Source organism: Mycobacterium ostraviense (genome assembly GCF_002705925.1).
Lineage (GTDB): Bacteria > Actinomycetota > Actinomycetes > Mycobacteriales > Mycobacteriaceae > Mycobacterium > Mycobacterium ostraviense.
The window spans coordinates 3,172,074-3,194,861 of the sequence record NZ_NKRE01000001.1; the positions used below are offsets into that span (position 1 = coordinate 3,172,074).

General features: G+C 65.1%; 25 protein-coding genes, 3 tRNA genes and 1 pseudogene. 9 read left to right on the top strand and 20 right to left on the bottom strand.

From position 1 onward, the window contains the following. Positions 1-27 precede the first annotated feature (27 nt). The 5 genes from wzm to CDN38_RS14470 are packed head-to-tail and all read right to left on the bottom strand — an operon-like array spanning position 28 to position 5,142. Positions 28-870, bottom strand: coding sequence for a galactan export ABC transporter permease subunit Wzm/RfbD (wzm, locus tag CDN38_RS14450; protein ID WP_075512981.1), 843 nt, complete (start codon positions 868-870; stop codon positions 28-30). Then, positions 870-1,781: a galactofuranosyltransferase GlfT1 gene (gene glfT1 / locus CDN38_RS14455; protein WP_075512980.1), complete on the bottom strand. Its 912-nt coding sequence runs from the start codon at positions 1,779-1,781 to the stop codon at positions 870-872. The genes wzm and glfT1 overlap by 1 nt, the downstream gene beginning before the upstream one ends. Further along, positions 1,774-2,601, bottom strand: a complete 828-nt coding sequence (gene wzt / locus CDN38_RS14460; protein WP_075512979.1) for a galactan export ABC transporter ATP-binding subunit Wzt/RfbE — start codon at positions 2,599-2,601, stop codon at positions 1,774-1,776. The genes glfT1 and wzt overlap by 8 nt, the downstream gene beginning before the upstream one ends. 3 nt (positions 2,602-2,604) lie before the next feature. Further along, a complete protein-coding gene (locus CDN38_RS14465) occupies positions 2,605-3,129 on the bottom strand; it encodes a bacterial proteasome activator family protein (RefSeq protein ID WP_099319022.1) in 525 nt (174 codons plus the stop codon). A 15-nt stretch (positions 3,130-3,144) separates the two neighbouring features. After that, positions 3,145-5,142 (bottom strand): DUF6541 family protein, encoded by a 1,998-nt coding sequence (locus tag CDN38_RS14470; RefSeq protein ID WP_075512978.1) that lies wholly within the window; start codon positions 5,140-5,142, stop codon positions 3,145-3,147. Positions 5,143-5,261: 119 nt separating this feature from the next. On the opposite strand from CDN38_RS14470, the gene CDN38_RS14475 reads away from it, so the two are divergent. Further along, a complete protein-coding gene (locus tag CDN38_RS14475) occupies positions 5,262-6,458 on the top strand; it encodes a cysteine desulfurase-like protein (protein ID WP_075512977.1) in 1,197 nt (398 codons plus the stop codon). A gap of 79 nt (positions 6,459-6,537) precedes the next feature. On the opposite strand, the gene CDN38_RS14480 is transcribed toward CDN38_RS14475, so the two are convergent. Continuing rightward, entirely contained in the window at positions 6,538-7,509 is a 972-nt protein-coding gene (locus CDN38_RS14480; protein ID WP_075512976.1) for an NAD(P)H-quinone oxidoreductase, read from the bottom strand. A gap of 33 nt (positions 7,510-7,542) precedes the next feature. Between CDN38_RS14480 and CDN38_RS14485 the strand changes: the two genes are divergently transcribed. After that, positions 7,543-7,629 (top strand) — tRNA-Ser (locus CDN38_RS14485). Between the two features lie 4 nt (positions 7,630-7,633). Here the strand turns inward: CDN38_RS14485 and CDN38_RS14490 are convergent. From CDN38_RS14490 to CDN38_RS14505, 4 genes are read right to left on the bottom strand one after another with little or no spacing between them, the layout of a single operon-like run. Beyond that, complete coding sequence (locus CDN38_RS14490) at positions 7,634-8,740, bottom strand: Rv2629 family ribosome hibernation factor (protein ID WP_075512975.1); 1,107 nt, start codon at positions 8,738-8,740, stop codon at positions 7,634-7,636. Positions 8,741-8,778: 38 nt separating this feature from the next. Further along, positions 8,779-8,967 carry a hypothetical protein gene (locus CDN38_RS14495; RefSeq protein WP_075512974.1) on the bottom strand — a complete coding sequence of 63 codons (189 nt, stop codon included), beginning with the start codon at positions 8,965-8,967 and terminating at the stop codon, positions 8,779-8,781. 29 nt (positions 8,968-8,996) lie between these two features. After that, positions 8,997-10,232: a lipase LipE gene (gene lipE / locus CDN38_RS14500; RefSeq protein ID WP_075512973.1), complete on the bottom strand. Its 1,236-nt coding sequence runs from the start codon at positions 10,230-10,232 to the stop codon at positions 8,997-8,999. Between the two features lie 42 nt (positions 10,233-10,274). Next, positions 10,275-11,099, bottom strand: coding sequence for a crotonase/enoyl-CoA hydratase family protein (locus CDN38_RS14505; RefSeq protein ID WP_075512972.1), 825 nt, complete (start codon positions 11,097-11,099; stop codon positions 10,275-10,277). A 23-nt stretch (positions 11,100-11,122) separates the two neighbouring features. Here CDN38_RS14505 and CDN38_RS14510 point away from each other — a divergent pair, with 23 nt between their 5' ends. After that, a complete protein-coding gene (locus CDN38_RS14510) occupies positions 11,123-11,707 on the top strand; it encodes a TIGR03086 family metal-binding protein (RefSeq protein ID WP_075512971.1) in 585 nt (194 codons plus the stop codon). Here the strand turns inward: CDN38_RS14510 and CDN38_RS14515 are convergent. Continuing rightward, positions 11,682-12,782 carry an aromatic amino acid aminotransferase gene (locus CDN38_RS14515; protein ID WP_075512970.1) on the bottom strand — a complete coding sequence of 367 codons (1,101 nt, stop codon included), beginning with the start codon at positions 12,780-12,782 and terminating at the stop codon, positions 11,682-11,684. The genes CDN38_RS14510 and CDN38_RS14515 overlap by 26 nt on opposite strands. Positions 12,783-12,866: 84 nt before the next feature. Between CDN38_RS14515 and CDN38_RS14520 the strand changes: the two genes are divergently transcribed. Then, positions 12,867-12,955: transfer RNA gene (locus CDN38_RS14520), tRNA-Ser, on the top strand. A gap of 33 nt (positions 12,956-12,988) precedes the next feature. Next, positions 12,989-13,061 (top strand) — tRNA-Arg (locus CDN38_RS14525). 143 nt (positions 13,062-13,204) lie between these two features. On the opposite strand, the pseudogene CDN38_RS29450 reads toward CDN38_RS14525, so the two are convergent. Together CDN38_RS29450 and CDN38_RS30825 are read right to left on the bottom strand one after the other, a co-directional pair. After that, a pseudogene (locus CDN38_RS29450) lies at positions 13,205-13,465 on the bottom strand (hypothetical protein); the annotation flags it as partial. Between the two features lie 287 nt (positions 13,466-13,752). Continuing rightward, on the bottom strand, positions 13,753-14,214 hold the full coding sequence (locus CDN38_RS30825) for a zinc ribbon domain-containing protein (protein WP_244307467.1): 462 nt from the start codon (positions 14,212-14,214) through the stop codon (positions 13,753-13,755). Between the two features lie 318 nt (positions 14,215-14,532). On the opposite strand from CDN38_RS30825, the gene CDN38_RS14545 reads away from it, so the two are divergent. Both CDN38_RS14545 and CDN38_RS14550 read left to right on the top strand, forming a co-directional pair. Then, positions 14,533-15,402: a BglII/BstYI family type II restriction endonuclease gene (locus CDN38_RS14545; RefSeq protein WP_075509185.1), complete on the top strand. Its 870-nt coding sequence runs from the start codon at positions 14,533-14,535 to the stop codon at positions 15,400-15,402. Positions 15,403-15,539: 137 nt separating this feature from the next. Beyond that, complete coding sequence (locus CDN38_RS14550) at positions 15,540-16,406, top strand: MT-A70 family methyltransferase (RefSeq protein WP_233026885.1); 867 nt, start codon at positions 15,540-15,542, stop codon at positions 16,404-16,406. A gap of 131 nt (positions 16,407-16,537) precedes the next feature. Here CDN38_RS14550 and CDN38_RS29455 read toward each other — a convergent pair whose 3' ends face one another. From CDN38_RS29455 to CDN38_RS14575, 6 genes are all read right to left on the bottom strand, one after another. Further along, positions 16,538-16,675: a hypothetical protein gene (locus CDN38_RS29455; RefSeq protein ID WP_161951580.1), complete on the bottom strand. Its 138-nt coding sequence runs from the start codon at positions 16,673-16,675 to the stop codon at positions 16,538-16,540. 229 nt (positions 16,676-16,904) lie between these two features. Continuing rightward, on the bottom strand, positions 16,905-17,216 hold the full coding sequence (locus tag CDN38_RS14555; protein WP_075509186.1) for a type II toxin-antitoxin system PemK/MazF family toxin: 312 nt from the start codon (positions 17,214-17,216) through the stop codon (positions 16,905-16,907). Then, positions 17,203-17,448, bottom strand: a complete 246-nt coding sequence (locus CDN38_RS14560; protein ID WP_082276404.1) for a ribbon-helix-helix domain-containing protein — start codon at positions 17,446-17,448, stop codon at positions 17,203-17,205. The genes CDN38_RS14555 and CDN38_RS14560 overlap by 14 nt, the downstream gene beginning before the upstream one ends. Before the next feature lie 118 nt (positions 17,449-17,566). Then, a complete protein-coding gene (locus tag CDN38_RS14565; RefSeq protein ID WP_075509188.1) occupies positions 17,567-18,886 on the bottom strand; it encodes a serpin family protein in 1,320 nt (439 codons plus the stop codon). Positions 18,887-19,009: 123 nt separating this feature from the next. Further along, the gene (locus CDN38_RS14570; protein WP_075509189.1) at positions 19,010-19,525 is read right to left on the bottom strand and encodes an ester cyclase; all 516 of its coding nucleotides are present in this window, start codon (positions 19,523-19,525) and stop codon (positions 19,010-19,012) included. Positions 19,526-19,761: 236 nt separating this feature from the next. Further along, positions 19,762-20,817 (bottom strand): phosphotransferase family protein, encoded by a 1,056-nt coding sequence (locus tag CDN38_RS14575; protein WP_075509190.1) that lies wholly within the window; start codon positions 20,815-20,817, stop codon positions 19,762-19,764. On the opposite strand from CDN38_RS14575, the gene CDN38_RS14580 reads away from it, so the two are divergent. Then, positions 20,811-21,197, top strand: a complete 387-nt coding sequence (locus CDN38_RS14580) for a nuclear transport factor 2 family protein (RefSeq protein WP_075509194.1) — start codon at positions 20,811-20,813, stop codon at positions 21,195-21,197. The two genes, CDN38_RS14575 and CDN38_RS14580, sit on opposite strands and share 7 nt — an antisense overlap. On the opposite strand, the gene CDN38_RS14585 is transcribed toward CDN38_RS14580, so the two are convergent. Further along, complete coding sequence (locus CDN38_RS14585; RefSeq protein WP_075509191.1) at positions 21,194-21,541, bottom strand: nuclear transport factor 2 family protein; 348 nt, start codon at positions 21,539-21,541, stop codon at positions 21,194-21,196. The two genes, CDN38_RS14580 and CDN38_RS14585, sit on opposite strands and share 4 nt — an antisense overlap. Positions 21,542-21,615: 74 nt before the next feature. Between CDN38_RS14585 and CDN38_RS14590 the strand changes: the two genes are divergently transcribed. After that, positions 21,616-22,560: a class I SAM-dependent methyltransferase gene (locus CDN38_RS14590; RefSeq protein ID WP_075509192.1), complete on the top strand. Its 945-nt coding sequence runs from the start codon at positions 21,616-21,618 to the stop codon at positions 22,558-22,560. Positions 22,561-22,788: the final 228 nt, after the last annotated feature.

The following is a 22,788-nucleotide window of genomic DNA, read 5'->3' on the forward strand; positions in this document are numbered from 1 at the left end:
TCAACGTGTGCGGTTCGGGTGGACCGTTCAGACCCAGTACGGCACCCGCGCGCGATACTGTCGCATGGCAAGCGCCGCCAGCATCCAGCCGACGGCGGTCAGCACCACCACCACCACCCAGTGCCGCAACTCCTGATGCGCGCCCAGCAGCGGGGCCCGCACGATGTCGAGGTAGTGCAGCAGCGGGTTGAGTTCGACGATGCGCGACCACCGCCCGGCGCCCTGCTGGCGCAGGGTGTCGTCGTTCCAGATGATCGGGGTCATGAAGAACAGCAGCTGCACCACCGAGAACAGCAGCGGGGCGATGTCGCGGTAGCGGGTGGCCAGGATGCCGAAACACAGTGACACCCATACGCAATTGAGCACGATCAGTCCCAGTGCCGGAATCACCGACAGATCCGCCCACGACCACGGCTTAGGGAAGATGATCGCCACCACCAGATAGATCACGATGTTGTGCGCGAACAAGATCATCTGCCGCCACACCAGCCGATAGACGTGCACGCTCAACGGTGTCGGCAATTGCTTGATCAGGCCCTCGTTGGAGACAAAGACATCGGCGCCGTCCAGGATGGCGGCGTTGATCAGGTTCCAGATGATCAGCCCGAGCGTGACGTAGGGCAGATGCTCCGACAGCTCGAGGTGAAACAGCTTGGAATATAACCCGCCCATCGCCACCGCGGTGGTTCCGGTGGCGATGGTAATCCAAAACGGGCCCAGCACCGAACGGCGGTAACGCTGCTTGATGTCCTGCCAGCCCAGGTGCAGCCACAGTTCGTGACGGCGGAACCCGTCGACCAGATCGGCCCGGGCGCGGGCAAGTGTGCGCGACTGGGCTGTGAAACTCGCTTGAGCGTCGATGAACGTCATCACGACCCTCCCAGATCAGGCCGCCCGAACCTTTCGCGACGGCCCAAGCGGCGCAGGCCAATCCATTCCACCAGGCCTTTGGGGTCGCGTCGGGTCACCAGGAAGAACCAGCCGAACCGCAGCCACTCCTGCGGCAGGAGCTTACGCAGACCCGGCTGCGACAACACGTAGCCGCGGTTGCGGTAGGTGAAGAACCGCTTGCCGGGGTCGTCGGGGTATTGGGTGTGCATGCGGCCGCCCAGGATCGGCTTGAACTCGTCGGACCCGCACGGGTGCAGGTACGCCGCGTCCAGGCAGGTGCCGAACGGCAGCCCGGACCGAACCAGCCGGCGGTGCATCTCCACCTCGTCGCCGCGGATGAACAGCCGCAGGTCGGGTACACCGATCGCCTCGCACGTGGCGGCCCGAAACAGTGCCCCGTTGAACAGCGACGCGATCCCGGGCAGCAGTTCCTGCCCTTCCTGGGTCCGTAATTCGCTGGTGCGCCTTCGCCATACCAGACCGCGCCGCAGCGGAAACGCCAGGCGCTGCGGGTCGTTCATGTTGCACACCATCGGCGACACCTCGGCTAGGCCGTATTTCTCGGCGCATGCCAGCAGCGTCTCGAGCACGCCGGTGTCCTGCGGATGTCCGTCGTCGTCGGCCAGCCACACCCAATCGGCGCCCAGCGCCAGCGCGTGCAACATGCCGAGTGCGAAACCGCCTGCGCCGCCAAGGTTTCGGCGCGAACCCAGGTACGTGGTGGGGATCGGTTGGGCCGCAACCACATCGCGGACCCGGTCGTCGGCGTCGTTGTCGACGACGATCAGGTGGTCCGGTGCTCGGGTCTGGTTGCTCAGCACATCCAGCGACGTGACGAGTTCGTCGAGGCGCCGGTGGGTGACCACGACGGCAACGACAAATTCACTCATCGCCGGACGCTTGTTGCGCCATGCCCGTGTTGCGGGTCTCGTTCAGCACGTCGTGCACATGCCGGGCCGCGTCGGCACCCTCGTAGGCGCGCACCACGTCTTCGATACCGCCGGTCAGTTTGATGACGCCGTGGTCGATCCAGATCGCGGTCTTGCACAGGCGGGCCAGAAATTCGTTGGAATGGCTTGCGAACACCAGGATTCCGGAACGGTCGACCAGACTCTGCAGCCGCGACTGGGCTTTCTTGAGGAATTCGGCGTCCACCGCGCCGATGCCTTCGTCCAGCAGCAGGATCTCCGGGTCGATGCTGGTCACCACGCCCATCGCCAGCCGCACCCGCATGCCGGTGGAATAGGTGCGCAGCGGCATCGACAGATACTCACCCAACTCGGTGAACTCGGCGATCTCGTCCACCTTGGCCTGCATCTGCTTTCGGGTCTGTCCCAGGAACAAGCCGCGGATGATGATGTTTTCGTAGCCGGAGATCTCGGGGTCCATGCCGATGCCCAGATCGAATACCGGCGCTACCCGGCCGCTGACCTTGGCCCAGCCGCGCGTCGGTTCGTAAATGCCTGAAAGTAGGCGCAGCAGAGTCGACTTCCCGGCTCCGTTGTGGCCGACGAGGCCCACCCGGTCGCCGAGTTCGAGCGACATGGTGATGTCTCGCAACGCCTCGATGACGATTACGTTGGAGCTGTTGCGGCCGATCGCACCGCCGGCCTTACCCAGAAAGGCCTTCTTCAGGGAACGCGATTTGGCGTCGAAGATGGGAAACTCCACCCACGCATCGCGCGTCTCGATGTGCGGACCTTTGGACACGGTCTACAGGTACTGTCCGGTGCCGTGCCCGTGGCCCTTGGCGATGCCGGGGGGCAGCGCGCCCTGGCGCATCTGCTCCAGCTGCGCGCGAGCGGCCATCTGCTGGGCGAACAGCGCGGTCTGGATGCCGTGGAACAGCCCTTCCAACCAGCCGACCAGCTGTGCCTGCGCGATCCGCAATTCGGCGTCCGAGGGCGCGGTGTCCTCGCTGAACGGCAGCGTCAGCCGGTCGAGTTCCTCGCGCAGTTCCGGCGCCAGGCCGTCTTCGAGCTCGCGGATGCTGGTGGCGTGGATATCGCGGAGCCGGGTGCGGCTGGCTTCGTCCAGCGGCGCGGCCCGGACCTCTTCGAGCAGTTGCTTGATCATAGTGCCGATTCGCATCACCTTGGCGGGCTGTTCGACGAGGTCGGTCAGCGAACGCTCGTCGGAGTCGTCTTCGGCTATCGCCATGAACCGCGGTTCGCCACCGATGATCTCGACGCCCTCGACATCTTGGTCGTCGTTGCCGGTAGTCAATCCAGTCACCATCCTCTTACGCGTCGACTAGGAGTGCGTTGTCAAGGCCTGCCCGCGCCACTCGTAAATCCGGGCTCCGCCGTTGTCGTAAATCTTCTTCCACGACGGCGATTTCTCCAGAGAGACTAGTCCGTCGGGAACGGCGAACCCCCTGACCGTCGGGCTGCTGGTCAGGATGTAGCGGATATTGAGCGTCTTGATGGAATCCAGTACCCGCGGATCGGCATCGCCATTGCGGGCGTAGGCCCAGAAGATGAACCGGTGGTAGCCCGGGCCTTGCTGCACCGGGTAGTCGTAGTGGGTCCATAGCGGATGCAGGTCGGCCACGGCATACATCCACGCGGTGCCGTCGGTGTTGGCATTGCCGATCAGGGTGTCGCGTGCGCCGGGCAGGGTCGCCAGGTAGGCCATGGCGTCGAGGTCGCGTTGGTCGATTATCACCGAGTCGTATTTGTCGCCGAACAGGAAGCGGTGCCGCGGAAAGTAATGCCAGGTACTGGCCAGGCAGATCGTTATCAGCAGCGCGGCGGTGACCGAGGTCCACAACGGTTGCGGCAGTGTCTTGAAGCGCTGGGTCAGCCGTTTCGCTCCGGCCACCGCCAGGATGACGAGCGTGAACAAGGCGACGCCGGCCATCAGCATCAGCAGCAGCGCGGTGGCCGCCGCGATCCGGCGCGGGTCGTTGTAGAAGAATTCGCCGAGCCCGCCGACCACCGCTTCGATCGGGCCGCCCAGCGGGGTGCCGGCATTGACGTTCATCACGATCAGCAGCAACCACACCGCCAGCGGCCACCAGATCTTCTTGACCAGCAGCAGGAACCCGCCGATGGCGGCTAGCGCAATCAGGGCGTACTGGACGGGGAAGTCGTTGAGGTGGCGGGAGTGCTGGAAAACGGCGTCGAAGATGCCGCGCTTGGTACTCAGATAGGTGAGGAAGGAGTGTCCGGCGATGATGTCTTCCTGCTGTTGGACGCTGAGGAATTGCGGCAGCATGATCAGCGCGGAAATCACCGCCACGCCGGCCAGCGTCAGCAGATCGGCCAGCCGGCCGCGGACCGGACGCCACAGCGCATCGAGGAGCCACCAGGCCGACACCAACAGCACGACGACGATGCCGCCGCTGATGTGCGCCGACAACACGCCCACGAACGCCAGCACGGCCACCGGGATCCGGTCGCGGTGGCGCAACGTCGAGGTGATCAGCGCCATGGTGGGTACCGCGACCCCGTAGGCCGCGAGGTTGGGCATCGCGGCGGTGTCGAACTCGACATAGGGCACCGCGGTGAAGGACGCCGACAATGCCGCCGCGGTGGCTGCCGCCCCGGCGGTCAGCCACTCCGCGGAGGCCGAGGTGGCCGGCCACTCGGCCAACCGTGAGCGCAGCACCCGCCAGGTCAGCACGGCCGCGCTCACCGGAAACAGCCAGATGGCTGCGGCCAGCGAGTTCAGTGTGTAGCCGGTAGTGGCTGCGGCGCCGGTGAGTTGGCAGAACACCGCGGCCAGCGCGTGGAACACCGACGGGTAGTAGAGCAGCGCGTGGGTTTCGACGTTGCGAAGCTCGCCCATGTGGGTGGGTGACGCCTGGCCGGTGTCGAGGATGAAGCGCACGGTGTTGGCGTGCCACACCGCATCCCAGGTGCTGGGGATGGACTGCCAGTGCGGGATCCCGCGATAGGCCGCCCAGCCGATGAACAGCACTCCCAACAGCACTCCGGCCGCGACCGTCAGCGCCGGACCGCGCCCGACCGCTCGCGCCTCGGCGTCCCGGTCTCGAAAGCGGCCGAGCAACAGCTGAAGGCCGGTGACCACCGCGGCCACGACGGCCAAGGCCAGCAATGCCGTCCAGCCGTTCCACGGGATCCCCAGCGCGCCGTAGGGCAGGATCGCCAGGGCGATGACGCCGTACGTCAGCGGCGGGCCCACCGCGATAGCGGTGGGCCAGTTCAGCTGAGCGATGCGTGCGACGATTGCCCCGGGCGCGATCAGCAATACCAATGCGATCAGCGTTCCGAACCACAAGCTCACTGGACTAGTATGGCTGCCCGGGTGTCCTGGCTCGGGAAGCCGTGACGGCTGGAACGTCGATGGGGCTCCCACGACCGTCACCAATTTGCAGATATAACGAGAGCATTAGGGTGGCTGGCATGCCATATGACGTCGCCCGGGTGCGGGGGCTGCACCCGTCGCTGGGTGACGGATGGGTGCACTTCGACGCGCCGGCCGGCATGTTGATTCCCGATTCCGTCGCCACCACCGTGTCGACGGCATTTCGCAGGTCTGCCGCCAGCACGGCGGGCTCGCACCCCTCGGCAAGGCGCAGCGCCGCCGTGCTGGATGCGGCGCGTGAGGCGGTCGCCGATCTGGTCAACGGTGATCCGGCCGGCGTGGTGCTGGGCGCCGATCGCGCGGTGCTGTTGTCGTCGTTGGCCGAGGCGTCGTCCTCGCGTGCCGGCTTGGGCTACGAGGTGATCGTCAGCCGCCTCGACGACGAGGCCAATATCGCGCCGTGGCTGCGGGCGGCACACCGCTACGGTGCCAAGGTGAAGTGGGCCGAGGTCGACATCGAGAGCGGTGAGCTGCCGACGTGGCAGTGGGAGAGCCTGATCAGCAAGTCGACCCGGCTGGTCGCGGTCACGTCGGCGTCGGGCACTTTGGGGGCGGTCACCGACCTGCGTGCGATGACCAAGCTGGTCCACGACGTCGGTGGTCTGGTGGTGGTCGACCATTCCGCTGCCGCCCCGTACCGGCTGATCGACATCAAGGAAACCGAGGCCGACGTGGTGGCGGTGAACGCCGTCGGCTGGGGCGGGCCGCCGGTCGGGGCGATGGTTTTCCGCGAGCCGGCGCTGATGAACACCTTCGCCTCGGTGTCGACGAACCCGTATGCCACCGGTCCGGCGCGGCTGGAGATCGGCGGGCACCAGTTCGGTCTGCTGGCCGGTGTGGTCGCCAGCATCGAGTACCTCGCCTCCTTGGACGAGTCGGCTCGCGGGACTCGCCGCGAACGCCTGTCGGTGTCGATGCATTCCGCGTCGGCGTACCTGAACCGGATCTTCGACTACCTGATGGTGTCGCTGCGGTCACTGCCGTTGGTCATCCTGATCGGCCGCCCGGAAGCGCGGATACCGGTGCTGAGCTTCGCATTTCAAGACGTGCCGGCCGATCGGGTGGTACAACGCCTGGCCGACAACGGCATTCTGGCGATCGCGAATGCCAACTCCCGTGCGCTGGACGTGCTGGGCGCGAATGATGTGGGCGGCGCCGTGACCGTCGGGCTGGCCCACTACTCGACGACGGCCGAAGTGGACCAGCTGGTCCGCGCGCTGGCTTCGTTGGGTTAAGAGTCGGGCTGATCGCTCGCGACCGTAACGCCAGGGCGAAATTTCGGCGCTGATATCGCCGTGGCGTTACGCTCGCGGGCTAGACGGTCAGCAGGATCTTGCCGTACGTCTTGCCCGACAGCATCAGTTGATGCGCCTGCGCCGCCTGTTGGATGGGCAGCCGGGTGCCGATGATCGGCCGAACCCGGTCGTTGGCGATCATCGGCCAGACCGAGGCCGTGACCGCCGACGCGATGGCGCTCTTGCTGTTCGGACCGGTGACCGGCCGGGCCCGCAGCGTGGTGCCGATGATCCGGGCCCTTTTGGTGAGCAACTTGCCCAGGTTGAGCTCCGCCTTGACCCCGCCCTGCATGCCGATGACCACCAGTTGACCGTCCACGGCCAGGGCGTCGATATTGCGGTCCAGATAGGCCGCGCCCATGATGTCGAGAATCACGTCCGCCCCGGGGCTCTCGTCTTTGAGGCGCGCCACGAAGTCCTCGTCGTGATAGTTGATGGTGATCTGCGCCCCGAGGCCGCGACAGAGTTCCAGCTTTTCCGGCGTCCCGGCGGTGACGGCCACCCGGGCGCCCAACGCGCGCGCGATCTGGATCGCGTGGGTCCCAATGCCGCTGGCGCCGCCGTGGATCAGGAGCAGCTGACCCGGGCTCAGGTGGGCGGTCATCACCAGGTTCGACCACACCGTGCAGGCGACTTCGGGAAGCGCTGCGGCATCGACCAGACCGACCTTCGGCGGAAGCGGCATCACCTGGCCGGCCGGAACGGCGACGTACTCGGCGTAGCCACCGCCAGCTAGCAAGGCGCAAACCTCTTGTCCCACAGCCCAATCCGAGACACCGGTGCCGACTTCGGCCACCGTGCCGCTAACCTCCATACCGATGATCTCGCTGGCGCCCGGCGGCGGCGGATACTTTCCGGCCGCCTGTAGTACGTCGGCGCGGTTGACACCGGCCGCGGCGACCTTGATGAGCACCTCGCCCGGGCCCGCGCAGACATCGGGCACTTCCTGCCAAACCAGTTGATCCGCCGATTCGGCGACGATGGCACGCATGAGCGCCACGCTACAACCGTTACCCTAAGCAGCGGTGGCGTGGCAGAGCGGCCTAATGCACTCGCCTTGAAAGCGAGAGACGGCTAAAACCGTCCGGGGGTTCAAATCCCTCCGCCACCGCCGTTCAGTGCAGTGTCGGCGCATACCGAAGCACTGCGGCGACGCCGTCGGTCGGAGCCATCCGCTCGTCGGTGCGTACCAGCGAGGCCCCGACCGAGATCGCCAACAGCGGCAGCGCCTCGTCGGCCCGCAGGGTCTTGGCCGGCGCGGCCCCCTGCTCGGAAAGCACGTCCGCGTTGGGGGCGCAGCTGCTCAGTGTCTCGTCGGCGACCACGGTGGCGTCTCCGATGTCGCCGACGATCAGGGTGTCGACCGCCCCTTGCCGCAACGCTGAACAGACGGCGCCCAGACCCTCCGCGGCACGTCCGGACCGTCGGCCGATCTCGGCGCCGAAGCGTTGGGCGGCGTCGTCGATAGCTCGGAGTCGGCGCCGGACGAACCAGGACTCGATGGCGCGCTGGACCTCGTCGAGGTCGTATCCGCTGTGACGGGCGCCAACCTTCAGCGGCACCGCCCGGCGGAGTACCCGCTCCGGGAGGGCCGCCAGCAGGTCGGAGCGTGATCGCACCTCGCCGACCACGAAGAACGCGTCGACGCCCGTCTCGTCGACCAGTTCGGTGACGCGGTCGGCGACGGCCCGCACGTTCTTGCGTGCGGCTTCGTCGGTGCGCAACTGCGGGTCGCCATATCCCGGCGTTTCCGCGCCGGCTGCTTTGCGGACGGGATAACCGCCGCCGTCGACGGTTTCTGAGCGCAGGGTGCCGTGACTGCGGACGGTGATGTCGGCGCCGGCGTGGTCGACCTCGACCAGCACGTAGTTCGGCGGGTCGAAGCCGTGTTCAACGATGGGAACGATGTAGGGCAACTCGGAGACGCGCACCACCGGGGTGGTGGTGGGGCGCAACAGATGCTCGTTGACCACCACCCCCGTTGCACCGGCGATCACCGCGCGCCCACTTCGGCCGATCGGTGGGCGCAGCTCCAGCACGGCCTGCTCGATATCGGCGGTCACGGAATCGGCCACGCCCTGCTGCTCGAGCCGTTCGCGCAGCCCGCGCCATTTGAGCTCCAGCTGGTCGGCGGCGTCGTGCGTGTCGTGGGAGTCCTCGAAATAGATCGACGCGAACGGTCCAGGCGTGTCCAACAATTGGCGGAAGCGGTCGGATCGCATACCTGACGGGTTGCCGGGCTGGTCCGCGGACAAACCCGCTAAGCGCGGTCCCCGTCGGTCTGGTCGAAAAACCGCCAGTCGCCGTCGATATCGACTTCCATCCGCCAGCCGAGCTCGGTTTTGTCGGCCTTGTTATCGACGAACCACGCGTGGGCGTCGTCGGCGTTGCCGATGTCCTTGGTGGCGACAACTTCGCCGTGCGGGTTGATCACTCGGTAGGTAGACATGCCCCCAGGGTTCCCGCCGGCCGGCGAAGTCAACCGGACGGGATCGTGGCGGTGATCGTGTTCAGCAGCGCCCCGTAGCGGCCGGCGTCGGGATCTCTTCCGGGTTTGCCGCTGCTGAGCACCGCGGCAGCCAGTCGGCGCTGCGGGTCGGCCCAGACGGCGATGTTGACCAGACCGAGGTGACCGAACGCGGCCGGCGCGTTGCGCCCGAATGGCCCGAAGCGCGTCGAGCCCAGCATGTATCCGGTGCCCCAGCGCAACGGCATCAGACCGGTCGCGACGTCGGGTCGCAGCCGCCGGCATTCCTTGACCGCGTTACGCACCGTCTCGGGCCGCATGATCCGGACCCCGTCCAGTTCGCCGCCGCGGCGCAGGATCTCCATGAACCGCGACAGCTCGTCAGCGGTAGAGACGGTGTTGGACGACGGGACGATGGTGCTCAGAAACAGCGGCTGGTTGGTGTACGGGATGACCTCATGCACGGTTCCGCCGATCGCCTTGCGGAAGGCCGCGGCGATCACCGGCGGCAACGGCCGCCCGGTGGCGTGGCTGGGCGCGACCAGCGGGAGGTCCTTCTTGGCGACACCGAAGTTGGTCCACCGGAAGCCCAGCGGGTCGAGGATCTCGGCGGCCAGGATGTCGCGGATTTCCTTACCGGTGGCTCGCCAGACGATTTCGCGCATCAGCGGGCCCCAGGTCAGCGCGTGGTACATGTGAACCAGCCCGGGCCGGTAGAGCGGCCGCAATTCGCCGAGCTTTTCTAGGGCGTACTCGTGGTCGTCGGCCTTGGTGACGTCGGGCCGGGGGCCGGTGGGAAACGGGACGCCGGCGCTGTGGGTCAGCACGTGGCGGATGGTGGTGCGGTACTTGCCGTGGCTGGTGTAGGTGGGTAGGTACTCGCAGACGCGGTCGTCGAGGCTGAAGTGGCCCTGCTCGGCGAGCAGGTGCACGACGGTCGCGGTGATGGCCTTGGCCGACGAGTAGGCGCAGAACGGGGTGTCGGTGGTGACCGGAATCTTCTCCGCGTCGGGTGCATCGGTCGGAGCGTTGCCCCAGCCATGGCCGATCGCCCGGTTGAGCACCACGTTTCCGTTGTGCCGCAGGCACACCTGGATAGCGGGGTGCATTCCGGCCTGGTACCAGTGGCGGGCGGCCTGCCAGATCCGTTCGACGGCCGTGGTGTCGATGTCGGAGTGGTCTTCGTCGGCGATCGCCGTCACGGCGTCCAGGTCGGTGGGGACGCGGATCTTTCCGTCGGGGGTCATCTCTGCCACCTTCGCGAGGGTACGTGGCTGTAGCGGCAGGGCTTACTCCCCGGTGAACTGCGGCGGCCGCTTGGCGAAGATCGCCGAGATGCCCTCGGTCAGGTCCTTCGACGGCAGGAACGCGGCGTTCCACGCGGCGACATAGCGCAGGCTCTCCGACACGGCGGATATGCGTTGCTGGTCGAGGACATCCTTGATGCCGTGCACGGTCAGCGGCGGGTTTTCGGCGATCTCGGCGGCTGTGGCGTGCGCCGCGGCCAGCGTGGCGTCGGCATCCGGGTAGACGTCGTTGACCAGGCCGATCTTCTCGGCGCGGGCAGCTTCGATGTCGCGGCCCGTCAGCGCCAGTTCGCGTAGGTGGCCGTCGTTCAAGATCAGCGGCAGCCGGGCGAGGCTGCCGACGTCGGCGACGATGGCCAGTTTGACCTCGCGCACCGAGAACTTGGCGTCGGCGCTGGCGTAGCGGATGTCCACCGCCGAGATCAGGTCGACGCCGCCGCCGATGCACCAGCCGTGTACCGCCGCGATGGTGGGGGTGCGGCAGTCGGCGACCGCGCTGATCGCGTTCTGCATGCGCTTGATCTCGGCGTGGAACTCCGCGCGGGGGCCCGCCAGGGCGTCGCCGGACAGCAGCGGGGTGAACGAGCCGCCCATCGCCGGGACGTCGAGGCCGTAGCTGAAGTTCTTGCCGGAGCCGGTGATCACGATGGCCCGCACCTCGCGGTCGGCGTCCAGCTTTGCGAACACTTCGGGCATCTCCGACCAGAACGCCGGGCCCATCGCATTTCCCTTACCCGGCCCGATCAGGGTCACCTGCGCGACCCGGTCCTTGATGTCGACGGTGACGGATTCGTATGTTTCGCCCATGCCGAGACCGTAGCGTGGCGAGTATGCCCTCGGATTTGCGACCCGGACCAGATTCTCCACCGACCGACGAGCTGCAAAGCGCCGAGGCCTCACTCGGGGTCCTGCAGCAGGTGTTGCACACCATCGCCGCCGACGACCGGGCCAAGCAGACGCCGTGCACCGAGTACGACGTGAAGGGGCTGACCGGGCATCTGCTCAACTCGATCATGGTCCTCGGCGGCATGGTCGACGCGGAATTCTCCATGCGAGAGGACACCGACTCGGTGGAGCGTCTGGTGATCGGCGCGGCGCGGCCGGCGTTGGATGCCTGGCACCGGCACGGGCTGGAAGGTGAGGTGTCGCTGGGTCTGGGTTCGATGTCCGCCAGGGTGGCGGTGTCAGTCTTTTCGATCGAATTCCTGGTCCACGCCTGGGATTACGCCACCGCAGTGGGACGTGAGGTGCGCGTGGCCGATTCGTTGGCCGAGTACGTGCTGGGATTGGCGCACACGCTGATCAAGCCGCATGAACGCAGCGCAGCCGGATTTGACGCGCCGGTCGAGGTTCCCGAGCACGCCGGCGCGCTGGATCGGCTCATCGCCTTCACGGGCCGCAACCCGGCCCGATAGCTGTCACGGGATCGACTGAGCGTTGGCTTTCCCCCCAGCTGCGCGCGAACCGCAGCAGGGCGTCGTTTTCGTCCGGCGCACCTATGGTGACCCGGACACCGTCGGGGCTCATGGGGCGCACCACGATGCGCGCGGCGGCCGCGTTTTCCACGAAGTCGCGAGTGCGCGCTCCCAGCGGCAGCCAGACGAAGTTGGCCTGCGGTGGCGGCAAGGAGAACCCGGCGTCGCGCAGCGCCGCAGTCACCCGGGTGCGCTCGGCGACCACCGCGTCGGTGCGGGCCAGCAGTTCGTCGGCGGCAGCCAGCGAGGCGATGGCGGCCGCCTGCGCGATGCTCGACACGGTGAACGGCACGTAGACCTTGTCCAGCGCGACGATCACGTCCGGGTGGCCGATCGCATACCCGACGCGTAAACCAGCCAGCCCGTACGCCTTCGAGAAGGTTCGCATCACCACCACGTTGTCGTGGGCGCGTACCAGCTCCAGGCTGTCGGGGGCCATGCCGTCGCGGACGTATTCCACGTAGGCCTCGTCGATCGCGATCAGGATGTGTGGCGGAACCGCCTTGACGAAATCGGCCAGGCCATCCGGGGGAACAACGGTCGACGTCGGGTTGTTCGGATTGCAGACGAAGATCAGCCGGGTGCGGTCGGTGACCGCGGCGAGCATCGCCTCCAGGTCGTACGTGTGGTTGGTCAACGGCACCGGGACGGCGGTCGCGCCCGCGACCGCTACCTGCGGCGGGTAGAGCTCGAAGCTGCGCCATCCGAAGATCACCTCGCCGCCCACCGAGGCGACGATTTGAACCAGCTGCTGGCACAGGCTGACCGAACCGCACCCGACGGCGACCTGCTCTGGAGCGACGTCCACGTGCTTGGCCAACGCCGCCTTCAGCTCGACACACCCGTTGTCCGGGTAGCGGTTGATCGAGTCGGTGGCCTGTTCGATGGCCGTGCGAACGCTGGGCAGCGGGCCGAACACGGTCTCGTTGCTGGCCAGTTTGATCGCACCCGGCACGGTCTTACCGGGGACATAGACTGGCAGCCCGTCCAGCACGGGTCGCAGGCGGGCAGGCACGTCGACAGCATATGTGGCAGCTGTGTACGCTAAGCGTCCGGCGGCTCCGGGTGGCCCGGTATCGGGTACCCTCAGGAAGTCCAAGGAGGCGTGCCAGAGCGGCCGAATGGGGCTCACTGCTAATGAGTTGTCCCCCTTCAAGGGGACCGGAGGTTCAAATCCTCTCGCCTCCGCTGGACCCTTCCGGGGAACACAACTGAAGACATGCGCCCGTAGCTCAACGGATAGAGCATCTGACTACGGATCAGAAGGTTGGGAGTTCGAATCTCTTCGGGCGCGCTCATTAAAACGTCATCTGACGTGCGCTTACGCTGAACCTCGTCCGTGTGATTCAGGCTTGTCCACACCCTCGATGTCACACGATGCCACAACGGCACCCAAAGTTTGTCCTGCGAGGCGCAGTGCGTCGTCCTGTGAGTGTGCGCCGCCAACCCGGCCACGATCACCACCGCCACATCGGCGCGGCGCAGCAACGCCGCCACCGGCAACAACACGTGGGTCACGCCGCAGCCGGTGCACCGCGACCGGCGAGGACACAACCACACCGGCCCGTCCGGGCCTCGAAGCTGCCGCGGCCTGGCCCACCCCCAACCCGCCAACACACCACTACACGCCGGGCAACTCAGCTCACCCGCTGCCAACCTGCGCTCGACTTGATCGACATCCGCCTCTACGGTGACCACTGCGCCTCCAAGCGCAACAGACGGCCCTCCCGAAAGACTCCGCCAGAGACATGCCGGGAGGGCCGTCGCCTACAACGACGTGATCACCATGCCGCCCCGACACCACAAGCACCAACCCAGCTACGATCCGTCGGCGAGCTGCTCACCGTCAACGCCGGATCACAACCCCCTGATGCTCAACCCGAATGCCTCCGAACACATTGTGAGCATCCTCATTCGCGTTGTGCGCGCTCTGATGCAACACAAACACCGTTACCTGAAATGTGAGTGTTTGTATGACTGGCATTTCAGGCAGCCCGTCCTTTCGGGTGGGCACTCCGTTCAGAAACGGTTCCGGTTTCATTGCCACCCGCTGTGCCCGAAGGCTGGGTCTTACGGTCGGCTCCACCGGTAACGACGCCGGTACTCGGCGCCGTAGCCTTGAGCGCATGACGCGTCAAATTGATAGCGGCGTTACGGTCTCGGTCGATCACAAGGCCGCAGTGCTGGCAGTGATACACCCGTTCGGCCAGGTGCAGTTTGGTTTTCACCACACCACAGCCGGAACACATTTTTGAGCTGGGCAACCATCTGTCGGCTTTGACCAGATGCGATCCATACCAGCGTGTTTTGTAGTCGAGTTGGCGAAACATCTCCCCAAGGCCGGCATCAGCCAATCCCCGGTTGAGTCCGGTTTTGGCGGCGGCGCCGTTGGGCAGGAACGCGCCGCGATTGTCGGGGTCGGGTTTGGGTTTCGGGCGGCGCATCATGTTCTTGACCGCCAGTGTATCGTTCCCGACGCCAACCGCCGATACCGCACCGGCATCCGATCCTCACACACCCACGCATACGCCGTCTGCGGATGCACACCCACCGACCGCGCCCACGCCGCCAACTTCACACCGGCTAATCAAACATACATTCACTCACAAACACGTACATTTACGCGCGTCTTGCCGAACAATTCGCAACCCCCGCACGATGTGTCACGCGCGTATGCGCGGGCGCTATGTGTGTCGCTGCGACGCGTGTGGTCGCGTCCCGTTGTTCATGGCGAGCCCTCTCCGCTCCGCTGGTAACTTCCCCACGTGGAACCGACAAGCCCGCTCTCAGAGGATGACGCTGCTGATCTCGCCGGCGAGGTACGGCAGGTTACTACTGAGGGTTGGCCGGACGGGTACATATACGGCGCCACGCGATACGCCGACGTGATCCTCAAAGAATCCTTCAGTGAGCGGTTCACGGACCTTGTGACGGCGCTCGATCAATTCCATCCGACTATTGACGAATTACGGACAGGCGGCGGTGGCCGCACGGTGTTCGTGAAGCGGTTCGATGACTCACTCGCTGCGATGACGCAGGGCGGCCAAAAAATCTGGGGAAAACAGAAGCTCGTCATTGTCAAGCATGTCGAGCTGGAGGGCACCGCACTCCGCACCAGTCGGACTCCTACGCATGAGGTGGACATGTTCGGCAAGGGCACGCTCGCGGAACCACTGCCGGGCATCGCGGTTGAAATGGAATGGAACAACAAAGACCCGTTCTACGACCGCGACCTCAACAACTTCCAGGCCCTTCACCGCGAGGGCGCAATCGCCATAGGGGTCATCGTGACCCGGGGACCGACTCTTCAGGCGCTCATCTATCCGACCATTAAGAGCAAGGACGGGAATAAGAAGTATGGTCAGGCGTCTACCCATTGGGACAAGCTCATCCCAAAAGTGAACCTTGGCGGCGGCGGCGAGTGCCCCCTTCTGCTGGTGGGGATCGAACCACCGCGTATCACGGGCATTGAGCTGGCGCAGAAAGTGAAGAAGCTGCTCGATGATGCCGATGACCTGCGCGCTCATTGGCGCGAGAAGGGATACGAACGGCGCCGGGACGTCCAGCCGCTCATCGACCAGATGAAGGCTGAAGCCGAAGACCTGATGCCGCCGTTATCCGACGTTGCGGTCTAGCCACGTCCGTTCGCATCGAATGGAACACGCCGTCGGCAAGCAGCGTCCAACGATTCATGGACTCCGTGCCTTACGATTCAGACCGAAGATCTACTTTGTTCGACGAAGATCTACTCCGTTCGGACGTGGGAGGCAGCGTGACATTGACTGACTCGCTCGGCGAAGTAGCGAGACGGCCGGCGACACCATTACGTGACGCAGCCGAACCGCCACCGCTTCCCACTACGGAAGGCGGATGGAAGACGGTATTGGCTGACCCGCCTTGGAGATTTACGAACCGGACGGGCAAAGTAGCACCGGAGCATCGCAGGCTTGACCGCTACTCCACATTGGACGTGGATGCGATTTGCAGCATCCCGGTTTCGGAAGTCGCCGCCCGCGATTCCCACCTATATCTGTGGGTGCCGAATGCCCTACTCCCCGAAGGGCTTCGAGTCATGGAGGCATGGGGTTACCGCTACGTGTCCAACGTAATTTGGGCTAAGCGCCGGAAAGACGGGGGACCCGATGGCCGAGGGGTTGGGTTCTACTTCCGCAACGTCACCGAGATTATCCTGTTCGGTGTGCGGGGAAGCATGCGAACGCTGCCGCACGCGCGAAGCCAGGTCAACATGATCGAGACGCGAAAGCGCGAGCACTCACGCAAACCGGACGAACAATATCCGCTCATCGAAGCCTGCTCGCCCGGCCCGTACCTTGAGCTGTTTGCTCGCCACCCGCAGCCCGGTTGGACTGTCTGGGGCGACGAGGCAGCAGAGGACGTTACGCCGCGCGGTCAGGTGCACAAGGGCTATGCAGGTGGCGCTATTGAGGTTCCGCGCGTCAGCAAGCATGTGCGACTAGACCCGGCGACTGCTGACAGAGTCGGCAAGGAACTTCGCATCCGCTATGAAGCAGGCGAAAGCATCCGTCAAATCGCTTCAGAAACCGGCTACGGCATCACACGTGTGCGGGGCCTACTCGAACGGGCGGGCACCACATTTCGCGCACGCGGCGCAGGGTAAGGCGAGACTGGCTGAGCATTAGACGAGTGCGTGGGCTACTCGAAAATGCCGGGACAACTTCCGAGGTCGCGCCGCGCGGGCGAGTAACCGACACCGCGCGGCGTTAGTTGTCCCGGCGCTGGATTGAAAGGTCAGGCGGTCTTTGCCTCGTCCTTCTTCGCCTTCTTCGCGGCCTTGCGCTCGTCCTGCCACTTCGTGAACTTGGCCTTGAGTGACGGGACCTCCTTGGCGGTGAAGCTGTACCGGCCTCCCAGACTCTGAAACACCATGACCCACAACACATGTCACATGCAAGCGTGTCACGAGCGTGTCACAAGTCGTGCCGAATGAGGTCGGATCGGCCCGCACGCGTTCGGACAAAAGCACCTGCAAGACGATGTTTGCGCGAACGTGCGTGAACCGCTTTGACCTGCATTATTGTGACTACGGATCAGAAGGTTGGGAGTTCGAATCTCTTCGGGCGCGCTCTGTATCGGCGTAGGTTAGCTTTGCCAGTTTTCAGCCGCAGCCGGTGGCTGCTCGAAGTGTCCGGCACACCTGGTGCATCCGTGCCGGAGACAAACGAGTGATCTGGCGTCGGAGCGCGGTGCGCGGCAACGTATGAATGTTGTCGAAATTGACGACGCAATCGCTTGGCAGGAGGTCGTCGGCGGCGGTCAGCGCCAGCTCGGAGACCAGTCCCCTGCGGGTGCGGGTCAATGCGGCGACGACGACCGCGCCGATTCGGTCAGCAACCGGATCTCTCGTCAGAATGAGCACGGGCCGGTCGCCGCCTGGTGTCGCGGCGAACCACAGTTCACCGCGCCGCATCGGCCCAGTCAGTCCAGTCCTCGGCAGGCCCCCAGTCGGCGATGTCGCCGAGGGCCTTCTCGTCGTCCGTCAAGGGCTGCTCGGCGTACGCTTGCACGTCTTGGTCTGCCGCGAGTTCGGCCAGGTGGCGTCGTAGCGCCTGGCGGAGTAGTTCAGACCGGTCGATATGCAACCGACGCGCCCACTGCTCGACCGCCGCCGCGTCCTCGTCATCGACGCGAAAGCTAACCATTGTCATACAATCAGTCTAGATTGTATGACGTCCCTGGAGACGTGCTAGGGCAACGAGTGCGCGGCTCTTCGCTCTTCGCGCTAGACAATGCGGCCACCGCGTCTGGTACCGCGATGCTTCAGCGCGGATCCATCACCTGTCCCGCGAAGAGCACGGCGCCGGTCTTGTCGACAATGGCGAACAGGAACGGGTGATCGACCGTCACCTCCTCGACTGGGCCAAACCCTCCGCCGATCACCGTCGAAACGGCTGCGGCTTCCGTACCGAACTCGTCGATCCCGACGAAGGCCTTCTGCAGGATGTGTGTGATCTTCAGCTGGTCGTCAGCGATGATGTGGGAGAAGTCCGCCTGCTTCTCGTCGAATGCGCGCGGCATCCCCATCGCCGCCAAAGTCTCCTTGAATTCCTCGGGTCCCCAGGTGATACGAAACTTGGGCAAACTGAGGACGACTGGCCCCTGCACAAAGGCCAAGTTACGGAGCCAAGCGTCGTCCATGCTGTTGCGAACCGCCTGGAGCTGTCCCTCCGCCGGCAAGACGATCAGCATCTTGAGGTCGCCGCCCACGTAAGGGAGTTCCACAGCCTGAAAATTCGGCCCGGCTACGTAGGGCAGCGCCCTCGCCTTGTGCATCATCGGCACGGTGACCGCTGATTGAGGAGTCACGCGGAAGCTGCCATCGGCCGTAAGTTCTTTCGGAAATGGGCTCTCCCAGCTCGCCTTGAGGTAGGCCGCGTTCAGCAACACGACACGCGTCAACTCGTCTATCGCGCCCGGCGGGATCGGGTCTTTGATTTGCCCTTTAGTCGCGTCGCTGGCGAAGTTGTTGATAGTGACTCGCTCGCCGTCGGGGTTGCCCTTGAAGTCGCCGAGGTGCGCGCCGGCATCGTATTGGGTAGCCAGGATGTCGAGGAACGGCGCGCGAACCGACATACCACGCTGCAGCCAGACCGCGTCGACCATCGCCAGCTCGATACTCCGCGGATCGTCGGCGGAGATCGCCGCGCGGTTGCGTGAACGAAGATCGAGCAGCAGCTGATTCATGGCACGGTAGTAGCTGTCATTGCCGAACGGATCGCGCAGAACGGCTTTCATTTGGGCCGCCGTGTCACCGGCGGCACCGGCATAGGCCATCGACAACGCGGCACTGAGGCTCAGCGGAGAGAAGACCAGGTTCTTTTCACTGGCCGCTGACATGCGCCGGAACAGGTCCAGCCCGAAACCGTTGGTGGCGTTGACAAAACTCTGCTCATCCGCCGGAGCAACGTCTGGCGTGTTGTCGTACGGAAGGCTTGAGCGCGTGACGGGCGCGGGTGTCGGTCCTGGTGTGGACTCGGCACGATTGCGGTCGCCCCCGCAGCCGACAGCACTTGCGAAAACAACGGCAGCAGCAATCACGCCGTGGAATCCGACGCGGAACGAACGGATTAGGGGATTCACGGCGACCAGTATGCGCGCCGCGAGACGCGGATGTTTGATAAATCTCTCGCGATGAAGACTCGGTACTCCGTGAGCACCGCCGTGGGCTAACCGCGACTTTGCCCGCCTGAAAGCTATTCCGGCCTACCGCCCGATGCGACGACGCAGCCGAGTGATTGCGTTGAACCCACGGGTGACCAGGCGGTCGGCGCGGGTGCCCATCATCGGTAGCATCCCGATCTGACGAGCAAATCCGGCGCCGTCGTAGTAGACGGTATTGCTGGCCACCCGGCCGTCGGGTGCCAGCCGGATGACGTCGCATCCGAGAATCTCGACTCGGCGGCCGGTCGCTTCGATGCCCTGAAAAGGCGATCCCGTGAACGATCCGCCGCCCTTCCACTGGACTACGACCTGGCCGGCGCCGTCATCGACAACATTCTCTATCACCAGCCGCCAATCCGGGACCGCTGCGAAGAGTCCCGTGAACCATTGCGTCAAGGCCGTTGCCCCGCGCACGGTTTCGCCGGTGGCGAGGAAGTAATCGACCGACTCGTCGCTCCAGAAGTCTTGTGCATGGGAGAAATCACGTTCGTCGAACACCCGGCGAAACACCTCCCGAACCCACTCTGCGTTCGTGGTGCCGGGTTGCAGCGCAGTCATGTGTGGCCTCCTTCAGCGGCCGCTGGGACGATCATCGCCACTGCCCCGACGATAGGCCCCACCATGAGGGGTGGTACCACTCCTTGAATCACGGCCTGCGGTAGTGCCACCGTCATGTGTACGGATGTCGTCGCGCTCTGCGGTATCCATGTCAGTGCGGATTTGTGCTGCCATATTTCTCGATTTGTCGTCGTCCACAAGCCGGCTTTGCGGATGCCGGGCTCCCTGCGGTGCAACTAGTGCCGCGACTCGATGATGTTCAGCGCCCGCTCGAATAGGTGCACCGTGGCCGCATGCAGTTGATCACCGACTTCCTTTTCGGCCTTGCCCGCGCAGGCGCGGGCAAGCGTGCCCTCGATCACGATGCCGAGCTTGAAGCAGGCCAGTACGGTGTACCAGGTGATGTGCGACAGGTCGCGGGTGGTGTTGGCGGCATACCGGTGCAGCAAGTCGTCGGTGCTGGCCAGCCCGCTTTGGCCACCCAACGCGTGGCTGAACACGCTGGACCCGTCGGGCTGGCGCCAGGTCGCCAGCAGCCAGCCCAGGTCCAGCAGCGGGTCGCCGATGGTGCACATTTCCCAGTCCACGATGGCGACCACGTCCGGCCCGGTCCAGGAGAACATGACATTGGCCGCGTGGTAGTCACCGTGCATGATGCCGGGTGTCCATGTCGTCGGCCGGTGGCGCTCCAGCCACCTTGACACCTGCTCGATTCCCGGGATCTGCGGCCCGGGGTAGCCGTCGTACTGCTGATAGGACTCCAGCTCGGAAAGCCAGCGCGGCACTTGGCGTTCCAGGAAGCCTTCCGGTTTGCCGAAGCTGGCGAGCCCGACGGCGACATGGTCCACCGCGCCCAGCCTGGCCAGCGCATCGGCCATCGACAGGCCCATCCCGTACCGCACCTGCGCGTCGCCGGCGTGCAGCGGCGGGAGCCCCTCACCGGCGTTGAAACCCTCGACGGGCTCCATCAGGTAGAAGACCGCGTCACCGAGCACACCGGGGTCGTCGCAGCTGGCGATCAGGCGCGGATGCGGGACGTCGGAGCCGGCCAGCGCGGCGAGAACCTGGGTTTCCCGCAGGATCACCGTGTTGCTGCGCGGCCGCAGGTGCCGCGGCCCGCGCCGCAGCACGTACGGCCGGCCGGACCTGGTGAATCGCAGCATGACGTTTTGCGTTCCGCCGGTTACCGGAGAGACGTCCTGCAACGGACCCTCGCCGAGTCCCTGCTTGGACATCCATGCGGCCACCGCTTCCAGGTCCACCTGTAAAAACCTACTCTGGTGCAATGACATCGCCGGTACTCCAACGCTGGATCGAGATCGTCGATTCCGGGCGGATCGATGGTCTCGACAGGTTGCTCGCCGAGGACGCGGTCTTCTTCTCGCCCGCGGTCTTCAGGCCACAGGAAGGCCGTACGAAAGCGCTCGCCTACCTCGGTGCGGCGCTAAAAGTCTTTGGAAACAGCAATTTTCACTACGTTGAGCAGTGGCATAGTGAACGCTCGGCCATTCTCGAGTTCGAAGCCGACGTGGCAGGCATCTACGTTAACGGAATCGACATGCTCCACTGGAACGACCACGGCCAGATCGTCTCGGTCAAGGTCATGATTCGCCCGGTGAAGGCACTGCAGGCCCTCATCCCGAAAATGGCCGAACTGCTGGGCCAGTCCTAAGACTTGGCGCGCAAGATGTAGCGAACCGTCTGAGCCCGGATCATGCCGTCGGCGAACACGAATGTGTCGACGCCGTCGTCGACCCGGTGATGCGCCGCATCGGCGGTCCACTCCAAGAACAGCACGTCGCCTTCGAAGATCTGAGTTTTCAAGTCCCAGGCCGCTTCGGGCAGATCGTCGAGCAACCTGACGAACACCTGTCGGATGGCGTCCTTGCCGCGCGCGACGCCGGCTGAGGTGAGCACGATGGAGTCGTCGGCGTAGTCGGCGACGATCTCGTCGAGGTCGCCGGTGGCCAGTGCCCGACCGTGGTGGGCGAATACTTCTTGGGGCGTGCGCGTCATAGCGAGCGATCGTAGCTCGCGCCCGCTGGAAGAATGGTTCGCGAAACCGACCTTTTATCGACGAGGGTGTGGCAATGCCGCGGACTGACAACGATTCCTGGGACATCACCGAAAGTGTGGGAGCCACCGCCTTGGGCGTGGCGGCCGCTCGCGCCGCCGAGACCGAGAGTGAAAACCCCCTCGTCAAGGATCCATTCGCCCGGGTGTTCGTCGACGCGGCAGGTGAGGGCATATGGTCGGTTTTCGCCGATCCCCGGTTGCTGGCCCAAGCGGCTGATATCGAACCCGAGGTGCGCTCCCGGGTTCGCGCGATGATCGACTTCATGGCAACCCGGACGGCGTTCTTCGACGAGTTCTTTCTGGGCGCGGCCGACGCCGGCGTGCGGCAAGTGGTGATTCTGGCGGCCGGTCTGGACGCCCGCGCGTGGCGGTTGCCGTGGCCCGACGGCACCGTCGTCTACGAGTTGGACCAACCCAAAGTGCTGGACTTCAAGACCGCGACGCTGCGCCGGCACGGCGCACGACCGACCTCGCGCCTGGTCACCGTCCCGATCGATTTGCGGCAAGACTGGCCAAAGGCATTGCAAGAGACCGGGTTTGATACATCCAAGCCTTCGGCCTGGTCGGCGGAGGGCCTGCTGCGCTACCTTCCCGCGAAGGCCCAAGACCTCTTGTTCGAGCGCATCGATGCGCTGAGCCAGCTCGGCAGTCGGCTTGCTTGCAACGCGCCCGGCGAGGGCTTCCTCGACCCAGACCTGGTGCGACGCCAACGCGAGGACATGCAGCGCATGCGAGCCGCCGCCGCCCGGCTGGTCAAGGTCGAGGTGACTGACCTCGACGAGCTCTGGTACGCCGAGGAACGAACCGCCGCGGCAGACTGGCTATCGCGACACGGCTGGCAGGTGTCGTCGCAGACCATGTCCGAGGTGTTGGCCCGTTATGGTCGCAGCGTGCCCAGCGATCTCGAAGATTCCATGCCGCCAACGCTTTTCGTGTCCGCGCAGCGGTCTCCGGCCTGAACGCAAATCAGCCGGCTCCGCGCCGCTCATGGTGTCAGCTTGGGGCCGCCGCCCGCAGGCAAATAGGAAGTTGACCTAACGCCCGAATTTGCGTCTACGTCAGGGTTACGCTGCCGTTAAAGATGATCTTTTCGGTAATAGAGTGAGTCGTTGCGTCGGATTTGCCTTGCGGTGTAGGACAATTAGCGTGTGGCTGGATCTGGTGGCAAGAAGCGATCGAGGGCCGGC